The sequence below is a fragment of the Methanolobus sp. WCC5 genome (assembly GCF_045690325.1).
Taxonomy (GTDB): Archaea; Halobacteriota; Methanosarcinia; order Methanosarcinales; family Methanosarcinaceae; genus Methanolobus.
Genome location: NZ_CP146981.1, coordinates 2,107,756 through 2,125,473, shown reverse-complemented (window position 1 = coordinate 2,125,473; position 17,718 = coordinate 2,107,756). Strand labels below are relative to the sequence as shown.

Below are 17,718 nucleotides of genomic sequence, written 5' to 3'. Positions count from 1 at the left end.
CGTACAGGAGAGAGTATACATGGAAATTCTGGCATTTATCGGATCTGCAATTCTTTTTGCTTTGTTTGCCATGTTAGTTCTCTTTGTACTTATCAACATATCATCCAGGCTTGCATTCATCATTCTTTTCTTTACACCTCTGATCTTCATTCTTATTATACCAAAAACGTCGATAGCTTTTCTTGCATATCAGCAGATGCTCCTTGCAAACGGACTTGTACCCGTGAACAATTTCCATATATTACTGATGCTCTGGTCCACCCTGATAGGAATAATACTGTATACCGAGTTTTTGACATGGTACCTTGGCAAGGGAAAAAGTATGAAAAAGAGAAAGCATGATCTAACAACGGATAAGACCTCTTCTTCAGATACAGGAAGCAAAAATCTGGGATATGCTATTAAAGAGGCAGAAAATATCCTTTTGAGACGCAATTGATATCGGTAAATTTGTTATGCAAGAAGTGTATAATTTAGAGTCTGAAGGGAGGAGTCTGATGACCGATCAGGAAAGGGAGCACATCGTCCAAAATGAAAATGGAGAGCGGACACCTGTACCATGGAAAGCTGCGCTATACTCCATGCTATTCCCGGGACTGGGGCAGATATATAACGGAGACGTGGGCAGAGGATCGTATTATTTCGTAATTGCCTTTATACTGATAGTTTCTGCATATCTTGTGATTCCCATAATCATATTCATCTTTTTCTGGTTATACAACATATACCAGGCTTTTAATTATGCCAGGGATAAGCAGGATAAAAACAGAATTGAAGATAAATGAAAATAAAGGAGCTATAAAGCCCCTTTTATGCTGGATTGTGCCTGCTGTAAGGTGCTGCAGCCAGAGAGGATACACTACCTGTGGATATTGAATTATATACCGGCTGGGTGGGTGCAAGCCATACGGTCCCGGTTCCTTCGAATGTCTGGAGAAGTCCTTCACCAGAGGTGAGGCGGCCTGCGATGCCCTTGCCTGAACTTTCAATACTGAATCTGACCGAATCGGACCTTAGAAGTGCAAAGTTACCGTCGACCTGAAGTTTTTCGTTGTTAAGGTTGTATTTGAGGATCTCACCCAAGGGAACAGGGCTTTCCAGTATACAGGTACCTGTACCACTTATCTTTGTCTGGAACCAGCCTTCCCCACCCAGCAATCCGGCTGCCAGGTTCTTCTGGGCTGCCACGCCAACCTCCAGGCTTGATTCGGAACAGTAGAATATACCTTTGTCAACAATGATGGAACCATTATCCAGGCTCACTATCAGGAAGTGACTGAAACTTGGTTCAAGGAACACCTCACCTGTTCCCCTGTATAGAGGATTGAAAGCTGTTTCATTGGTTAACTTTTTCTTTATCATCTTCTTTGCAAGACCACCAACACCACCGATATTTGCATCGCATGTGATGGCACCCTTATGGAAATACAGTGCTCCGGGCTCGACTATCACCCCGCTATCATTCAACGTTATTTTTATCTGTTTCAGGGACATGCCTGCTTTATGTACATAATACAGATTCCGTGCAATGGAAGGGTCCTTACTTCCTGTCAGTGAGTTGTATTGAAGGATCTCGGCTTTGAAACTGCCCTTATCGACACTATCAAGGACAGTTATGTTGTTATAGAATTTTGTTTCTGCGATAATACCACATCCGTTGAAAAAACAGCATCATGGGACATTAAACCATGTTGTTGTAATAATATATTTACAGGTATATATTATATAAGCATATCTGCATATAAGCAATGAACACCATATGCACCCTGAACACCCTGCCTGAACATCCTGATAATCGCATTTAGAGACAGAAAGATATGAACCTTAAACTCAGAAAATACGGGACATCACCATATAATATTGCAGTGATCCATGGCGGGCCCGGTGCACCCGGAACTGTTGCAGAACTGGCTGCCGGACTGTCTGATATGACAGGAGTACTGGAACCATTCCAGACATCTATGAGCATCGAAGGACAGATACGGGAACTAAGGGATACGCTAAAAGAGCATGGAGAACTTCCTGTGACGCTGGCAGGACATTCCTGGGGAGCATGGCTGGCCTTCATGTTTGCTGCACGCTATCCGTCCTATGTAAAAAAATTGATACTTATAGCAAGCGGACCTTTTAAAGAGAGCTACGCGTCCCTGATAATGCAAAAAAGGCTGGAGCGCCTCAATAATAATGAGATCCGGGAGTACCTGAAGCTTAGTGCAAGCATGGCTGACCCTGATGTGAAAAATAAGGACTATTTTTTTACAAGATACGGGAAATTGATATCAAATGCAGATTCCTTTGATCTTGTGCATTCCGGGGAAACAGGACCCGGACTCCGCTATGACGTCAACAGGATCATATGGAAAGAGGCCAGCTATTTAAGAAAGAGCGGAAAACTGCTGGACATGGGAAGAATGATACGATGCCCTGTTGTGGCGATACACGGAAATTATGACCCCCATCCCTTTGAAGGTGTGAAAGAGCCGCTTTCAAGGGTCATCGACGATTTCAGATATGTCCTGCTGGACAAATGCGGCCATTATCCCTGGCTGGAAAAGCATTCAGCTGAGGCATTCTACCATGTGATGGCAGAAGAGATCGCAGTATAGGATTATCCGCAAATCATGCAGATATAAAGAAAAAGATGGGGATCATTCATCAATTATATTATGATAATAATATTCTCCCCTTGTCTTTTGTTCCCTGTCAAGTCTTGAATCGGGTTTGTTGACCCTTGGACGGGAAGTGTCCTCATCACGCCTGAAAGTTATATCAAGGTTTTTGAGGAACTTGTTCATACCTTGCTGCATGCCAGTGGGTTCATGTGCCTTACCGTAAACAGAGGATTCACCCTCAAAGACAATTAGACGCTCACTAAGCATATCTATCATATAGATGTCGTGGTCAACGACCATGGCAGTCTTTCCGTTGTTCTCAGCAAACCTCTTTATTACCTTTGTAGCCATTGAGCGCTGTTCTACGTCAAGGTGTGCACTTGGTTCGTCAAGTATGTACATGTCAGCATCCTGGCACAGGCAGGCTGCAATGGCCACCCTCTGAAGCTCACCGCCGCTGAGCTCGGTAACCAGCTGATCGTAAAGACGTTCGATATTCAGCGGCTTTGCTATTTCAGACTGATAATAACTGCTGTCGAATTTACTGGAGATGCCCCTTAGGAGATACCGTACCGGTATTGGCGTATCGGCTTTGATGTACTGGGGTTTGTAAGAGATCCTGATGTTGAGGTCAAGTTTGCCTTCATCCGGTTCCACCTCACCTGCCAATATCTTGACAAATGTAGACTTGCCTATACCATTGGGGCCCACTATTCCCAGAACCTCGCCTTGCTTAAGGGAACCACCATCAGTGGAAAGATGGAAGCCTTCACCATATTTCTTGGAGAACGCATCATAATCCACAAGGGTATTGATATCAGTTTCCACCCTGGGCGGATGGACTTCAAATTTGATGGTTTCAGGACGTATACGTACATTCTCTTCGGGAAGATAACCTTTCAGGTACTGGTTGATGGCAACACGCACACCTTTGGGATGGGTTATCACACCATATCCGCCGGGCTCTCCGTATGCCACATGTACCACATCGGCAAGCATGTCAAGTATAGCAAGGTCATGCTCCACCACAAGTACGGCCTTGTCTTTGGCTATCTCCTGGATGAGCTGGGCTGAATTGATACGCTGGTAGATATCCAGATACGGACTTATCTCATCAAAGAAATAGAAATCCGCATCCTTTGCTGCACATGCGGCAATAGCCACCCTCTGAAGCTCACCGCCACTGAGCTCTGAGATCTTGCGGTCAAGCACATGTGAGAGGTTAAGCCGCTGGATGAGTTCTGCAAGTATGCCCCTTTCATCGGTCTTGTCCAGCAGCTCACGGGTCTTACCCTTGAAGGCTTTGGGAATGAGGTCCACATACTGTGGTTTCTGGGAGACCTTTATGTTCCCATCCACCACATCACTGAAATAATCATAAAGAGCAGTACCTGCATAATGTTCAAGGACTAAGTCCCAGTTTCCGCTCTCCTGTGAGAAGTTTGGTATAAGGTTACCTGAGAGGATCTGGACTGCCGTACTCTTACCAATACCGTTGGGACCGAGAATACCGGTGACCCTACCAACCTGCGGCACTGGCAGGCCATAGAGTGCAAACCCGTTGGGACCGTACCTGTGTGTTGGTTCGTTGAGAGCTTCAGGCAGACCGATTATCATTATAGCTTCAAATGGACACTTGTGGACACATATACCACATCCCACACAAAGCTCTTCGGATATCAAGGGCTTACCGTCATCCCCGAAGATAATAGTCTCATCCCCTGTCCTTACACGGGGACAATATTTTTCGCATTCATGACTGCAACGTCTTGGCTGGCATCTGTCTTTGTTCAGTATGGCAATTCGCATGTTAGATCCCTGTCAGTGAAATAAAGTAATGGATAAATATGGAAAAAGAGATGATCAATTAAGAAGCAGCGCCCATGTAACAAGCCAGAAGTCTATGACGATGAACTCTACATAGAACCAGTCCTTAAAACCGAATTCCTTTGTCCTTACCTTGAAAAGAGGAAACACCAGCCTCATGGCATAATAGGAAAGTGCAGCAACTATGACCATGATCGCATACCATTTCAATGTAGGGTCATCACCAACGCCAAGCTGCAGATAAGTGAGAAAACCTGCAATTACACCGATAACAGAGGCAACTGCCGTTTTAATTATTCCTTCCACATGGGCCTTTTTCCTTTCCTCCGGGGTCCTCACTTTGAACCGGGGCTTACCGGAATCAGAAGAAACAGGAGCTTCCTGTGAATTATCAGCGGATTCCTTCCTGGATAGGGCTTCTGATTGCTTTCTCTTGGATGATTTGGACAATTGATATGATCTCCTGGTACAACTTGGATAGTGTGGGTACTATAAAAACCAATACTTATATAAATGTTTATCCTGCCAGAGCTATCACACAAACTCATTGCTCAGCACATTACTGATTCCATCGATTGGAAGTGCATTAAAACCAATTCCTTTAAGGTGCTTTGCAAACCTTCCAGGACGATGGCCGCCTGGATGATACACAACCGTGAACTCAGGATCGATGTCCTTTACCATGGACACGAGTCCTCTGGCATCCAGATGATCACTTATCTGGATAGAGGGATATCTGTAATCATTGCGGCCGGTCATCACATATTTTGATAAAACGGAAGGCAGTTTATCCAGATCCCATGGAGGCACCACAGTTATACGATCGCCGCAGCACTCCCCAATACATGCAAGCTCACCTGCACCCTCAAGAAGGGTGCGTGTCAGTGAAAGGGACTGTTCCTCCATCTCTATTATCCCCGCATATCCAAGGCCTCTGAGCATCTCCACAGTCCGTTGGGCCTTGCCAAACGCATAGGCTCCAAAGGCAATGCAGGCATTGTCCCTGAAGGCATTCTCAAAACCTGTTATATCATCATCAAAATAACATGTTGCATCCCCAGGATCACCATAATTCGCTTCCGTTATAAGAAGATCGCATTTAGGAAGCATGGAAGCATCCTTCACATCCCCTGTCACAAGTATCCTCGTACCCAGTTCGTTCTCCCACATAAAAGAAGTGGATCCAACTGTATGGAAATTGTGGAATGTCCTTAGAGTTACACCATTGACCTCTAAGGATTCACCAACCCTGAATGTTCTGCCGGCATATTTACGCTGGTGGCGTATCTCCAGTGCCAGAGCGGTCTTATCAGAACAAACTGCATTTTCTGAGAGCATCGCAGATTTGCCGTGGTGGTCTGAATGAGCATGAGTGATAAGATAGGCATCTGGTTGCTGGTATTTAGCAGGAGTACGGGTTGTATCTATGGAAAATGTGACAAGCTCACCTTCCACAGACCTGAACTTTACAGAAAGATGAGGCTTGAAAGAGCCCCGGGAGTTCTTCTCCCTGAAAACCATTACACCAAGATCGACCAGTTCCTTCAATTCTCCAAAACCTCGAAACTGGATTGATCTTAAGGTATTTACACTTTTTCAAAATACGTCGGAAAATATTTCAAAGAACAAATAACAGGTGCTTAAAGCACCTTTTTAAGCTCTTCAATAAGGATGCCGGAGGTTGTAAGACCTGTAAAGCGCTTAACAGGGGCACCGTCCTTCACAATAATAAGGGTAGGTACTGCCTGTATACCATACTGGGCTGCAAGACTCTGGTTCTGGTCCACATCTATAACCTTTACGTCAACTTTATCGCCAAATTCCTGACTTACCTTTTCCAGATGGGGCTTCTGCATCTTACAGGGTCCGCACCATGTTGCACTGAAATCCAAAAGTTCCGGTTTGCTCATATAAACACCTCTGCATTGTAAATGATAAATTGATCATCTTTACTATCTCTACATGCATTACCCGAAAGAAACTTTCTGCAATTATCCTGTGAGCCAGATCCCCAAAGTCAAAGGTTTTTGCATCGGTAATGCATATTACTTACACAACCATGGTGTATATCATATATAGGATTTTCGCTTCACATATATCCGGTTAATGCTCAGATACGCCTTATACGGGAAGTAAGATCCAGCGGCTTTGCATAATATGGAGCAGTCGTCACTATCACATCAACAAGTCTTGCATAATCGGATATCATACTGACATCTATACCACCCACCGCAATCTCAAGATGAGGGTTCAGGGAGCGAAGCCGGGGCACAATGGATTCAAGTTCCTCCGGGCTGTAATGGTCAAGAAGAAGTATATCAGCCACCGGAGCAGACTCGCAGGCCTCTTCAAATGTGCGGGGCTCGATCTCTATCTTGCGCATGGACCTGAGATCTACCTTTTTCTCCATGACATCCAGGTGGTTCTGTGTGATGAGTATAGAATCGCTCAGAGAGTTGCGATGGTGCTCGCCACCTCCTATCTTTACGGCCTTAAGCTCATATTTGCGAAATCCCGGATGTGTCTTGCGACTCGTTGCTATCATTATATCCGGATTGGATTTCCTTGCAAGCTCCACAGCAAAACGAGTGCTAGAGGCAATAGAACATACAATTGAAAGGAAGGTCTGTGATATACGCCAGAGCTTAAAGATTGCAGGAAGATCACCCTGGGCTTCGAATATCACATCATTGGGATTGAACTCCGCACCATTGTGAACCATGCTCACGACCTCAAGACCATGCTTTTTATAGAAATCCCCAAGATCATCCATACATGCAGCAACGCCGTGCTCCCTTGATTTGATCCGAAGCCTTCCGCTTCCTTCTATCCCGAGAAGCTCGGTTGTCTCGTCACCATAGGGGCAATCCTCTGAAAGATAAAGATCGAAAAAGTCTATCATGGTAATCACATTCAATAATTAATAGTAAGGAATGATTCATAACTATTACTATTTAGGAAAATGTAGTAAAAGGAGGATCAATCCTCCAGAGTGGAAATGTCCCCCGGATCCTGACCCAGTTCCTGTGCCTTAAGCAGACGTCTCATTATCTTGCCGCTTCGGGTCTTTGGCAGGGAATCCACAAACTCTATCTCCGATGGTATGGCAATGGGTCCCAGGTTCATCCTTACATGGTAGACAAGCTCCAGTTTGAGTTTGTCACCTGGCTTATAACCCATACGGAGTATGATGAAGGCCTTGATGGAATCACCCTTAAGAGGATCCGGTTTTCCGATCACTGCTGCTTCGGCTACAGCTTCATGTGAGACAAGTGCACTTTCAACCTCAGCACTTCCGATATTGTGCCCCGCAACTATTAGTACGTCATCTGAACGACCCAGGATCATGATGTAGCCATCCTCATCCTTTACTGCAAGATCACCAGCCGCATAATAATTCCCAATGGATGTCCAGTACTGCCGATACCGTTCGTCGTTGCCGTATACTGTTCGCATCATGGAAGGCCATGGCTCCTTGATGACAAGGAAACCGCCTGTACCGGCAGGTACAGACTCCCCTTTCTCATCCACCACATCCGCTATAACACCGGGGACAGCCCTGCCTGCAAAACCGGGTTTCATGGGTTCCCCTATTACCGTGGTTAACATGTGCATGCCGGTCTCGGTCTGCCACCACGTGTCCAGTACAGGGCATCTTTCCTTTCCTATGACATGGTAGTACCACTCAAATGCCTCCGGATTGAGAGGCTCACCCACAGAACCCAGAATACGCAGTGAGCTGAGGTTGTACTTACCTGGCCACTCCTCACCCATCCTCATGAACATACGGATAGCTGTTGGTGCTGTATAGAAGACCGTCACATCGAATTCCTCTACGATACTCCACCATATACCCGGGTCCGGGTAGTCCGGCGTTGTTTCGGATATCAGGATGGTGGCACCCACAGAGAGCGGACCGTAGACAATGTAACTGTGACCTGTGATCCAGCCCGGATCTGCAGTGCACCACATAACATCGTTGTCTTTCAGATCGAACATGTTCTTTGTGGTATAATACGTACCCACCATGTATCCTCCGCAGGCATGGACTATTCCCTTTGCAGGACCTGTGGTACCACTGGTATAAAGGATAAAAAGAGGGTCCTCTGCATCCATCACCTCGGGTTCACACTCTTTTTCCACATTCTCCATTATCTCATAGAAATCAACCTCTATCTCGGAAAAGAGTTCCAGCTGGGGCGTCATCCTTCTCAGGACCACTATCTTTTCAACACTGGAAGCATTGACCACGGCCTCATCCACAAGGGTCTTGAGATCTATGCGCTTCCCGCGCCTGAGGGTTGCATCTGCGGTAATCACTATCTTTGCCTGCGCATCCTTAATCCGGGAATGCAGGGCATTGGATCCAAAACCACCAAATACAACACTGTGTATCGCACCTATGCGGGCACAGGCAAGCATTGCGATTATCTGCTCAGGTACAAGAGGCATGTAAATGCATACACGGTCACCCTTTTCCACACCTAGGGACTTCAGGCCGTTTGCAAACCTCATCACCTCCCTGTAAAGCTGGCGATACGTGATAACCTGCTCCTCGCCGTTGTCACCCACCCAGATCAGAGCTACCTTGTTCCTTTTTCCGTTAAGCACATGCCGGTCCAGACAATTGTATGTGATGTTTAGTCTGGCATTGGTGAACCACTTTGCATATGGGTGGTTCCATTCTCTTACCTTGTCCCACTTTTCAAACCACTCAAGCTCTTCTGCAACGTTTGCCCAGTGTTTCTCAGGGTCTTTAAGGAATTCATTGTAAGCGGCCTCATAATCCTGTATCCAGGACTCCTGCTTTACTGAAAAGGGCGGAAGATAGCTTTTGCTATCAAGTTTTACATCAAAATTCTCAGACATGTTTACTCCAGCTATTAATCCATCATAGATCGTTTCATGGTCTCCGTTTGATTCCAAAGCAACAGAACCATTTTTCAGAGCAACCGCATCATGTCATTTTGAAGAACAAACAAAGGTTCAAATGAACCCCGGGACATGCAGTGGCTGTATTGAATGAGGACCCGCAATTTGCAGGACACTTCCAATTATCATTTATAATCGTGAGAGTAATATATACCTATTTTGGTCTCAATAGAGAGAAAATATAAAAGCAGGTATCTATTCGACAACGATCAGACAGAAAAAGTGCACACAAACAGTATCCCAGGAAGAAAAGAGAATAAGCAGACAGAGAATATACGAAAGAACAAAGTTAACCGGAAAAATAAAAACAATAATAAAAACAATAATAAAAACAAAAATAAAAAGTAACTATTCAGCCTGATTTTCCTCATTGATGCAAAAATCGATATACTATGAACACATTCTACATATTATTAAAATATTTAAGTGTCGTCAATAAAAAACGTCTATCAATCTGAGGGGATTTGTATAGAACGAGAAGAAATACTTGCAGTTTATGAAACTGGTCCTGAAGCAGTAGTAGAACTTGTAACTCAGCTATTTGGGATAATAGAAAAACTTGAAGAACGTGTCAAGCATCTGGAAGAGATGCTTGAAAAGAATAGTAGCAACAGTAGCAAACCACCTTCTACTGATTATTATGCACGGAATAAACCAAAGGTCAAAAGTCAGAGAAAAAAGAGTGGTAAATCCCCAGGTGGTCAAAATGGTCATCCGGGTACTACCTTAAGAATGACTGATGAACCGGACGAAGTTGTTGTTCATCATGTTGACAAATGTACTAATTGTGGAAGCTCGTTAGCTTCCATTCCTTCTGGTTATGAACGAAGACAGGTCTTTGACATTCCACCAATAGTAATTAAGTGTACAGAGCATCGTTCTGAGATAAAAACATGTCCTAAATGTTCCCGTGTAAACAAAGCTGTTTTTCCTGAGGGTGTGACTCAGCCAACTCAATATGGTATTCGGGTCAAGTCTGCTGCAGTTTATTTGCACATTAACCAATTACTTCCTTATAAGCGTGTAGCCGGTTTGTTCTCTGACATGTTAGGATGCAGGATAAGTCCTGGTACAATAGTGAACATAGTGAGCAGTTGCTTTGGCAAACTTGAATCATTTGAAAACGAAGTCAAACACCTTCTGAAACAATCTCCTGTTATCAATCTGGATGAAACTGGAATGAGGGTAAATGCAACTCGTAACTGGCTTCATGTAGCAGGGACAAGCAAACTGACATATTATTTTCCACATAAAAAGAGAGGTTCAGAAGCAATGGAAGCCATGGGCATTCTACCAGGTTACACTGGTGTTGCAACTCATGATTTCTGGAAACCTTACAACAAATACGATTGCCAGCATTCGTTGTGTAATGCACATCTGTTAAGGGAGCTAACCGGAGCTCATGAAAATAGTGAACAACAGTGGCCAAAGATAATGGCAGATCTGTTGATGTGCATCAAACATCATGATGATAATGGTCTTTTAAATCCGGATTTAATTCAAAGGTTCAGTGAGGATTATGATCACATCACTTGTTTTGGGATGAGTGAAAATCCTCCTGACCTTGAATCAAATGTGCTGTCTGGAAAACGGGGACGTAAGAAGCAAACCACGGCAAAGAATTTGCTGGATCGATTTATCGGGTTCAAGGAAGATATCTTGCGGTTTATGTACGACCCAGACGTTCCGTTTGATAATAATCAGGCGGAAAGAGATATCAGAATGACGAAAGTACAGCAGAAGATATCCGGTACTTTCCGTAGTGAACAGGGTGCGAGAAATTTCTGCCGGATAAGAGGATACGTTTCTACTGTTAGCAAGAATTCTCTATCTGTTATCGACTCAATTAATGCAATATTCTACAGGAATTCACTTTCTCCAATATTGCAGAATTGATAGTGGATTAAGAAATCTGGTAGTAGAAATGAGCTAGGCTGAATAGTTACAATAAAAAATAAATAAGAAATCAGACAGATTTAAGATGAGAGTGCCAGGATAGCCTCTGCAAGATCACCATTGGCATCTTTCAATGCCTGGCGGGCCTTGTCCTGGGAAACACCGGTCTGCTCTGCAACGAGCCTCACGTCGTCATCGGGAATCTGCAATTCCCTGGCCACTTCTTCCGGCGTGCCGACTATCTGATATGTATCCACACCCTGGGCATTCATTATGGAAACATTGGCATCATTGAAAACGATATCCTTTGAAGCAGTCCTTATGATGACCTGTTCAATATCCTCGATCTCAGTGATGTTGATGCCCATCTGTTTCATCATCTGTTTGACCTTTGCAGGGTTCATACCCCTGCCACCTAATCCCGGAAACATTTTATCACCTGTAATATGAATTACCCAATTTGCCTATATGAATATCAGACCCGCTTAGTGGCAGCTGCCACCACAGGATGTACCGCATCCGGCGCCTGACACCGGGTTATCGATGATGAAGCCCTTTCCGGAAGGACCGTCCACATAGTCGATCTTTGCATTGGACAGGCCATCTGCATCATCTTTGTTCATAACTATTTTAAGACCATTGTCTTCAACCACAAGGTCATGTTCTTCACTTATCTCATCTTCAAGTGACATTCCATACTGCACACCGCAGCAGCTCATGCCTGCAATGAAGATCCTGAGAGCGTGATCCTGTTTGTTCTGTTCCTCAAGCAGTGATTTTAATTCAGCTGCTGCTTTGTCAGTTACTTCTACCATTATTTATTCCTCATTATTTAAGTGAATTTACTACAAGGTGACTACCGGGTAATCCTTTATATGTGTTTTTGATATTTAAACCATTCGTATACTTACGAACCAATTTCAGTATCATTCACAGATGCAGCTTATACAAATTCGACATCATCGTCCACGGGATTTCGCAGGACCTCTCCACTGGAGGCGTTGATCTCCACCGAATTGCGCTGCCCCTTTATCTCCCATACCGGTACATAGACCAGTTCCACATTCAGGTCTATATCTGATGCTGCTGGCTTAAACCTTTTGTGTTCGGAAATTATCGCATCTCCCTGTGTATTGTCAAACCGCAGGTCGCGTGTATATTCAGTGATTATCATGTCAAGAAGCTGTTTGCGGGCATCCTCTTCAGTTGTTGCGGGTACCTTCACATCATACTCAACATCGGGGACCATAACACTCTCATGTATATCACTAAGGTGCATGTTCTCGTTGTTGCCGTTAAGAGCATTGAGACAGCTGGCACCATCTCCTGATATATCTATTATCTTGGACCTGTAACGATGTTCAACACTAAGCGAATAACTATATTTCCAGAAAGGTACGAATTTCAATACTACAGCATTAGCACCCCGAACATGCGGAACTGCAATAGAGAGTGCACGTTCTTTTGACACATTGACGGGTGATGAGCGCAGGTCCATGAATACGGGCTCCCTCTGTGACCGGGCATATACCGGGGGTGCTTCCACCGGCACCTTCTCTTCCCTTGCCTGTGCGCTATCAGATAAATGCGGCTCCTCTGCAACCGGTTCGCAAGTAACTGCCCGGGGACGATAGTATTGCACTTCAGTTATCTGCTCCACAGAAGGCGCCGATGGTCTTGATGACCTTGCTATAAATGAACTATTCAGGGATTCTTGATCAACATGCGGGGATGATCCGGTACCAAATATGGCATTTATGGCCTCTTTTGCAACCTCATCGACCCTGCTGACAGGGCTGACAGGTTTTTCCGTGAACTGACCAAGAAGGTCAAGCTCTGCTGTGGTTCCCTCTATGTCAGCGATCACCGCCCTGCCGATCTTCAAGGCCATATCATCACGGGTCCATACTTTTATGCCTGAAGCCCGTGCCTGACCAAGGAGCTCCTCAGTGGTATCTGCGGCAATAACATAAAGCCCTTCACCTTCTGTAAGCTGGCCTGCAAAGTCCCGCAGCTCGGTGATATCGGGATTGTATGAAAGCTTAATTACTGTCTTCAAGCCATTCCTTTCAGCAACAAGGTCATGCCTGAAAGAATCTGTAACATCATATCCCGATGATGTGAAAATATCCCTCAAAATTCGCACTAAATCCTGTTTCATTATTATCATTATCCATTTTGCCGTTTAGCTAAAATAGCTTTCTACAAATAAAAGGCATACAGATAGAAAAGCATGTTCCGGGAAGGAACATGAACGATATTAAAGAACGCGCGTTGTGGTCTCCAGTTCAATTCCTTTCTGTGTGACCATATAGGAGATTGTCCTGTTTGGAACTATCATTCCGCGCATCTTACGTATCATGATATTGCGCTCGATCTCACTTCCACGTTCCTTGATCCTGAATTCAATAACACCGTCACATATATGGCGCAGGGTATTCTCGGTTACAGAATCATGCATACCACTGGTCATCATTATCAGATGGATGGCGCCTGTGGCCCTGCCAATCGAGGAGACCATCTCAATGACCTCTACAACCGTATTCAGATTGTAGGCACGCAGGAAGTATGAGATAGAATCAACAACACCCCGGTAATTTCCATCCCTTTTTTGTGTGACTGTAGCTTTGAGCAGACCCATTGAATCGATGCCCTTTTTCAGGAAATCCTTGGCTGAAAGGTTGCTTGTGAACTCCTTTGGAAGTACATTATAGAACCGGGGAAGATAAGCATCGATAAACTCAAGCTGTCCGTCCTCAACGTACTTTTCGACATCCCATCTCATGTCCTCCATCTCATGAACGATCTCCTGTGCCGGATGTTCAGAAGTGAAGTAAAAAACGCTCTCATTGTTCAAAAGACCGCCATAAACGAATTGCTGGCCAAACATCTCCGAATTGGCTCCTGGCTCTGCAAGGATCAGGATCGTAGCTCCCGGGGGAACACCACCTCCAAGCTGTACGTCCAGTCCGGCTATTCCTGTGGGGACCCTGTATCCCCCTGTACCATCAAAACTGTAATCCATAAGAAGACCCCTGTAACACAAATATCATAAATATTTTACTCTCAATTATATTAATAATGATGTATAATAGTATTTTATAGTATATAGCAATTAGTGATACATATGATTAACATCAATGATCTGAAGTATGACAACGGTCTCATAGCGGCCATTGCCCAGGACAACGAAACAAAAGAAGTGCTGATGTGCGCCTTCATGAACAGGGAAGCATTGCAGAGAACCATAGATACCAAAATAGCACATTACTGGAGCCGTAGCAGGCAGAGCCTGTGGAAAAAAGGAGAGAGCTCAGGACATATCCAGAAGATCATCGATATAAGGATCGACTGCGACATGGATGCGGTGCTTTTGCTGGTGGAACAGACCGGAGGAGCTTGCCACACCGGATTTCGCTCATGTTTTTACAGGAACATCGAGGGAGAAGAGATCGGAGAAAAGATCTTTGACCCTGACAAGGTCTACTGATAAAGCCAGAAGGCCCTGTATTTCCAGTTCACTTTTTTAAATTCCGGGCATTACCTAAGTGATGGCGACTTAATTATATAGTGCGCAACCCTATCCATAATTATGGAAGAATGCACCAAGAACAGACAGAAGATAGTTCCCGACACAAGTGCGGTCATCGATGGTATCCTTTCCGGAAAGATACTTGATGGCGGACTTCGGGACGTTGATATCCATGTCCCTGAAGCTGTAATGGCAGAGCTGGAAGCGCAGGCTAACCGGGGACTTGAGATCGGATATAAAGGGCTTGAAGAGATACAGGAGCTTCAGCGCTACGCCAGCAAAGGTTACATCAGATTATTCTTCACCGGCCTTCGGCCTAATCTGGATCAGGTGAAACTTGCCAAGGGAGGGGAGATCGATGCGCTCATCAGGGAAACTGCGGTAGAGCTGGATGCTAAATTTGTTACCGGTGACAGGGTGCAGTCCCTGGTCGCACGGGCAAAGGGAATTGACGTTGACTTCATAAAACCTCCCCAGGAAGAGTTCGGGCCCCTGCTTGTTGACGAGTTCTTCACACCTGATACAATGTCGGTGCACTTAAAGCATAAGGTCTGCCCCATGGCAAAGAGAGGGTCCATAGGGGATGTACGGTATGTGAAGATAAGGGATGAACCCTGCTCATACCAGGAACTTAAGATGATATCCAGGGAATTGCTGGACAGGGCACGCTCAGACCTGGAATCCTTCACAGAGATGTCCTTCAGCGGTGCCTCGGTCCTTCAGATAAGGAATATGAGAATAGCCATATCCCATCCTCCCTTCTCCGATGATATGGAGATCACCATAGTCAGGCCTGTGGCATCGGTGTCACTGGAAGAATACCGCTTAAGCGATGTGCTCAAGGAGAGGATACGCACCCAGAGAGGCATACTGATCGCAGGACCACCCGGTGCAGGGAAGTCCACGTTTGCAGCCGGTGTTGCAACCTATCTCAACAACAAGGGCTTTGTTGTAAAAACCATGGAATCTCCGCGTGACCTGCAGGTTCCTCAGGAGATCACACAGTATGCACCTCTTGACGGCAGCCTTGAGAACACAGCAGACGTACTGTTGCTTGTGCGCCCCGATTATACAATATATGATGAGGTGCGCAAGACAAAGGATTTTGGGATATTTGCGGATATGAGGCTGGCAGGCGTTGGTATGATCGGAGTGGTGCATGCCAACCGGGCAGTGGATGCCATCCAGAGACTTATCGGCAGGGTGGAGCTTGGTGTCATCCCACAGGTGGTGGATACTGTGATATTCATTGACAAGGGCGAGATCGCAAAAGTGCAGGTGCTTGAATTCACAGTGAAGGTGCCTGCAGGCATGATGGAGGCAGACCTGGCAAGACCGGTGATACTTATATCGGACCTTGAGACAGGCAAGAACGAGTTTGAGATATACACATACGGCGAGCAGGTCGTGGTCATGCCCCTGGGAGGCGAGCAGCAGAGAAGCCCTTCATGGAAGCTTGCAGAAGGTGAGGTGCAGGACTTTATCGGAAATTATGCAAGCGGCCCTGTTGAAGTAGAGATGGTCTCAGACAACCGGGCTCTTGTACGTGTCAGGGATAAGGACCTTCCCAGAGTAATAGGTAAAGGCGGAAAGACCATAGATGATATCGAGAAGGTGCTGGGCATCCATATCGACGTGCGCAAGTTCGAATCCTCAGAGGAAAGGAAAATGCGCGGAAACAGGGAACACCACCCGATAATCGAGCGCACGAAAAAACACGTCATCCTCAATGTCCCCGAGGCTGCAGGGCGTGATGTGGAAGTCTATGCAGGTGAAGAGTTCATGTTCTCGGCCACTGTCGGCAGGCACGGCGATGTCAAGGTAAGGATAGATTCCACCATAGCTGATGATATCCTGGATGCTGTGGAAGAAGGAGAGGTCCTGTGGGTGAAGGAAATATGAGAGCTTGATCATTCTGGGAACCAATAGTGCCACCGGGCGGAAAAAGGATTAGTATCCGCAATCCTGCTCAGCTTTATCAGATTTTCTTTTCAAACATTATAGCTCACAGAGTACATGAAAGATCGGGAGATACCCGAAGGTGTCCGGGAAAATCTTACTTGATACTCCGGGGGCCTTACAGGCACAGGACTTAGTTGCCAGATACATGCTTTTTTGAGTATATGCGCAATTGCGGAATTGTTACATATTATGGCAATAAATATATATTATTACGTACAAAGAAAATAGATAACATTCCATAAAATATAATCTCTCAGAGGAAATAAGATGAGTGAATGCGAACTACTCATAAAATGCGGATTCTTCAAGAAGTATCAAAGCACTAAGGAACTGGCATGTAAAGGATTCATAAGCAGATACTGCAAGGGCACTGACATGGATAACTGCAAACGCAAGGCATACAGGAAGGAACATGGTGTGGCCCCAAGCGATGATATGATGCCTGATGGTCACATGATCGGCAGGGTTTGCTGAGTATTCAGAGCCCTGCCAGGATCTTCACTGGAAATGTTACCAAAATAAAGGAATATATAGTGAAGAAAAAGAGTATGGTTATCCATTGAAACTTGTTTCTGGCTCTGTGGGCACAGTTGACCGTCACTTTCAGATCAGTGATTCCCAAACCGTCCAAACCAAAGCAAAGAAGCAAGGAATGTAGGTAAAGGATAATACCCTTTGCATTTTCAGACCTTTGGGCAGCTCACATTAAAAGGAGAGCTTACTACAGAAACCGGGGAAAGCGTGAACACCTGCGGAGAGTCTACTATCCAGTCTATGCAGGACTTATCGTTAAGCAAACTCATTAACCTGGGGTTAATGATGTTTTTTGGAAAGAACATAACCTGTTGTCCCGGACTTTAAGACGATCTGTTCTTATCGTTAAATCGTGAACTTAAAGAAAACCAATCCTGATCACTGAATGATTCCCTGAAGGAATTTTTTGCAGACGGGACGCTG

At 45.2% G+C, this 17,718-nt stretch carries 20 protein-coding genes; 8 read left to right on the top strand and 12 right to left on the bottom strand.

All coding sequences use genetic code 11. From position 1 onward, the window contains the following. Positions 1–19: 19 nt before the first annotated feature. Together V7O64_RS10305 and V7O64_RS10300 are read left to right on the top strand one after the other, a co-directional pair. The gene (locus V7O64_RS10305) at positions 20–439 is read left to right on the top strand and encodes a hypothetical protein (RefSeq protein ID WP_407355316.1); all 420 of its coding nucleotides are present in this window, start codon (positions 20–22) and stop codon (positions 437–439) included. 58 nt (positions 440–497) lie between these two features. Continuing rightward, the gene (locus V7O64_RS10300) at positions 498–785 is read left to right on the top strand and encodes a DUF5683 domain-containing protein (protein WP_407355315.1); all 288 of its coding nucleotides are present in this window, start codon (positions 498–500) and stop codon (positions 783–785) included. 25 nt (positions 786–810) lie between these two features. Here V7O64_RS10300 and V7O64_RS10295 read toward each other — a convergent pair whose 3' ends face one another. Next, positions 811–1,494, bottom strand: a complete 684-nt coding sequence (locus V7O64_RS10295; RefSeq protein ID WP_407355314.1) for an AIM24 family protein — start codon at positions 1,492–1,494, stop codon at positions 811–813. Positions 1,495–1,817: 323 nt separating this feature from the next. Here V7O64_RS10295 and V7O64_RS10290 point away from each other — a divergent pair, with 323 nt between their 5' ends. After that, the gene (locus V7O64_RS10290; RefSeq protein ID WP_407355313.1) at positions 1,818–2,606 is read left to right on the top strand and encodes an alpha/beta fold hydrolase; all 789 of its coding nucleotides are present in this window, start codon (positions 1,818–1,820) and stop codon (positions 2,604–2,606) included. 42 nt (positions 2,607–2,648) lie between these two features. Here the strand turns inward: V7O64_RS10290 and V7O64_RS10285 are convergent, their stop codons facing one another. The 6 genes from V7O64_RS10285 to acs all read right to left on the bottom strand — a co-directional run bounded on the left by V7O64_RS10285 (position 2,649) and on the right by acs (position 9,308). Then, positions 2,649–4,421 carry a ribosome biogenesis/translation initiation ATPase RLI gene (locus tag V7O64_RS10285; protein ID WP_407355312.1) on the bottom strand — a complete coding sequence of 591 codons (1,773 nt, stop codon included), beginning with the start codon at positions 4,419–4,421 and terminating at the stop codon, positions 2,649–2,651. Positions 4,422–4,475: 54 nt separating this feature from the next. After that, positions 4,476–4,889 carry a hypothetical protein gene (locus V7O64_RS10280; RefSeq protein ID WP_407355311.1) on the bottom strand — a complete coding sequence of 138 codons (414 nt, stop codon included), beginning with the start codon at positions 4,887–4,889 and terminating at the stop codon, positions 4,476–4,478. An 84-nt stretch (positions 4,890–4,973) separates the two neighbouring features. Then, positions 4,974–5,987: an MBL fold metallo-hydrolase gene (locus V7O64_RS10275; RefSeq protein ID WP_407355310.1), complete on the bottom strand. Its 1,014-nt coding sequence runs from the start codon at positions 5,985–5,987 to the stop codon at positions 4,974–4,976. A gap of 92 nt (positions 5,988–6,079) precedes the next feature. Continuing rightward, entirely contained in the window at positions 6,080–6,349 is a 270-nt protein-coding gene (locus V7O64_RS10270; protein WP_407355309.1) for a thioredoxin family protein, read from the bottom strand. A gap of 200 nt (positions 6,350–6,549) precedes the next feature. Next, positions 6,550–7,350 carry a nicotinate-nucleotide pyrophosphorylase gene (locus V7O64_RS10265; RefSeq protein ID WP_407357322.1) on the bottom strand — a complete coding sequence of 267 codons (801 nt, stop codon included), beginning with the start codon at positions 7,348–7,350 and terminating at the stop codon, positions 6,550–6,552. A gap of 68 nt (positions 7,351–7,418) precedes the next feature. Continuing rightward, positions 7,419–9,308: an acetate--CoA ligase gene (acs, locus tag V7O64_RS10260; protein ID WP_407355308.1), complete on the bottom strand. Its 1,890-nt coding sequence runs from the start codon at positions 9,306–9,308 to the stop codon at positions 7,419–7,421. 222 nt (positions 9,309–9,530) lie between these two features. Between acs and V7O64_RS10255 the strand changes: the two genes are divergently transcribed. Beyond that, positions 9,531–9,719 (top strand): hypothetical protein, encoded by a 189-nt coding sequence (locus V7O64_RS10255; RefSeq protein ID WP_407355307.1) that lies wholly within the window; start codon positions 9,531–9,533, stop codon positions 9,717–9,719. A 114-nt stretch (positions 9,720–9,833) separates the two neighbouring features. Next, positions 9,834–11,267, top strand: a complete 1,434-nt coding sequence (tnpC, locus tag V7O64_RS10250) for an IS66 family transposase (RefSeq protein WP_407357278.1) — start codon at positions 9,834–9,836, stop codon at positions 11,265–11,267. 80 nt (positions 11,268–11,347) lie between these two features. Here tnpC and V7O64_RS10245 read toward each other — a convergent pair whose 3' ends face one another. From V7O64_RS10245 to V7O64_RS10230, 4 genes are all read right to left on the bottom strand, one after another. Continuing rightward, complete coding sequence (locus V7O64_RS10245; protein ID WP_407355306.1) at positions 11,348–11,698, bottom strand: nascent polypeptide-associated complex protein; 351 nt, start codon at positions 11,696–11,698, stop codon at positions 11,348–11,350. A gap of 54 nt (positions 11,699–11,752) precedes the next feature. Continuing rightward, on the bottom strand, positions 11,753–12,082 hold the full coding sequence (locus tag V7O64_RS10240) for a HesB/IscA family protein (RefSeq protein ID WP_407355305.1): 330 nt from the start codon (positions 12,080–12,082) through the stop codon (positions 11,753–11,755). 128 nt (positions 12,083–12,210) lie between these two features. Next, entirely contained in the window at positions 12,211–13,428 is a 1,218-nt protein-coding gene (locus V7O64_RS10235) for a hypothetical protein (RefSeq protein WP_407355304.1), read from the bottom strand. Positions 13,429–13,527: 99 nt separating this feature from the next. Then, entirely contained in the window at positions 13,528–14,292 is a 765-nt protein-coding gene (locus tag V7O64_RS10230; RefSeq protein ID WP_407355303.1) for an RAD55 family ATPase, read from the bottom strand. A 102-nt stretch (positions 14,293–14,394) separates the two neighbouring features. On the opposite strand from V7O64_RS10230, the gene hisI reads away from it, so the two are divergent. The 3 genes from hisI (at position 14,395) to V7O64_RS10215 (ending at position 17,235) form a co-directional block, all read left to right on the top strand. Further along, entirely contained in the window at positions 14,395–14,757 is a 363-nt protein-coding gene (gene hisI, locus V7O64_RS10225; RefSeq protein WP_407355302.1) for a phosphoribosyl-AMP cyclohydrolase, read from the top strand. 102 nt (positions 14,758–14,859) lie between these two features. Continuing rightward, positions 14,860–16,701: a PINc/VapC family ATPase gene (locus tag V7O64_RS10220; RefSeq protein ID WP_407355301.1), complete on the top strand. Its 1,842-nt coding sequence runs from the start codon at positions 14,860–14,862 to the stop codon at positions 16,699–16,701. Between the two features lie 327 nt (positions 16,702–17,028). Then, positions 17,029–17,235, top strand: a complete 207-nt coding sequence (locus V7O64_RS10215) for a hypothetical protein (protein ID WP_407355300.1) — start codon at positions 17,029–17,031, stop codon at positions 17,233–17,235. Between the two features lie 209 nt (positions 17,236–17,444). On the opposite strand, the gene V7O64_RS10210 is transcribed toward V7O64_RS10215, so the two are convergent. Then, entirely contained in the window at positions 17,445–17,600 is a 156-nt protein-coding gene (locus tag V7O64_RS10210; RefSeq protein ID WP_407355299.1) for a hypothetical protein, read from the bottom strand. Positions 17,601–17,718 lie beyond the last annotated feature (118 nt).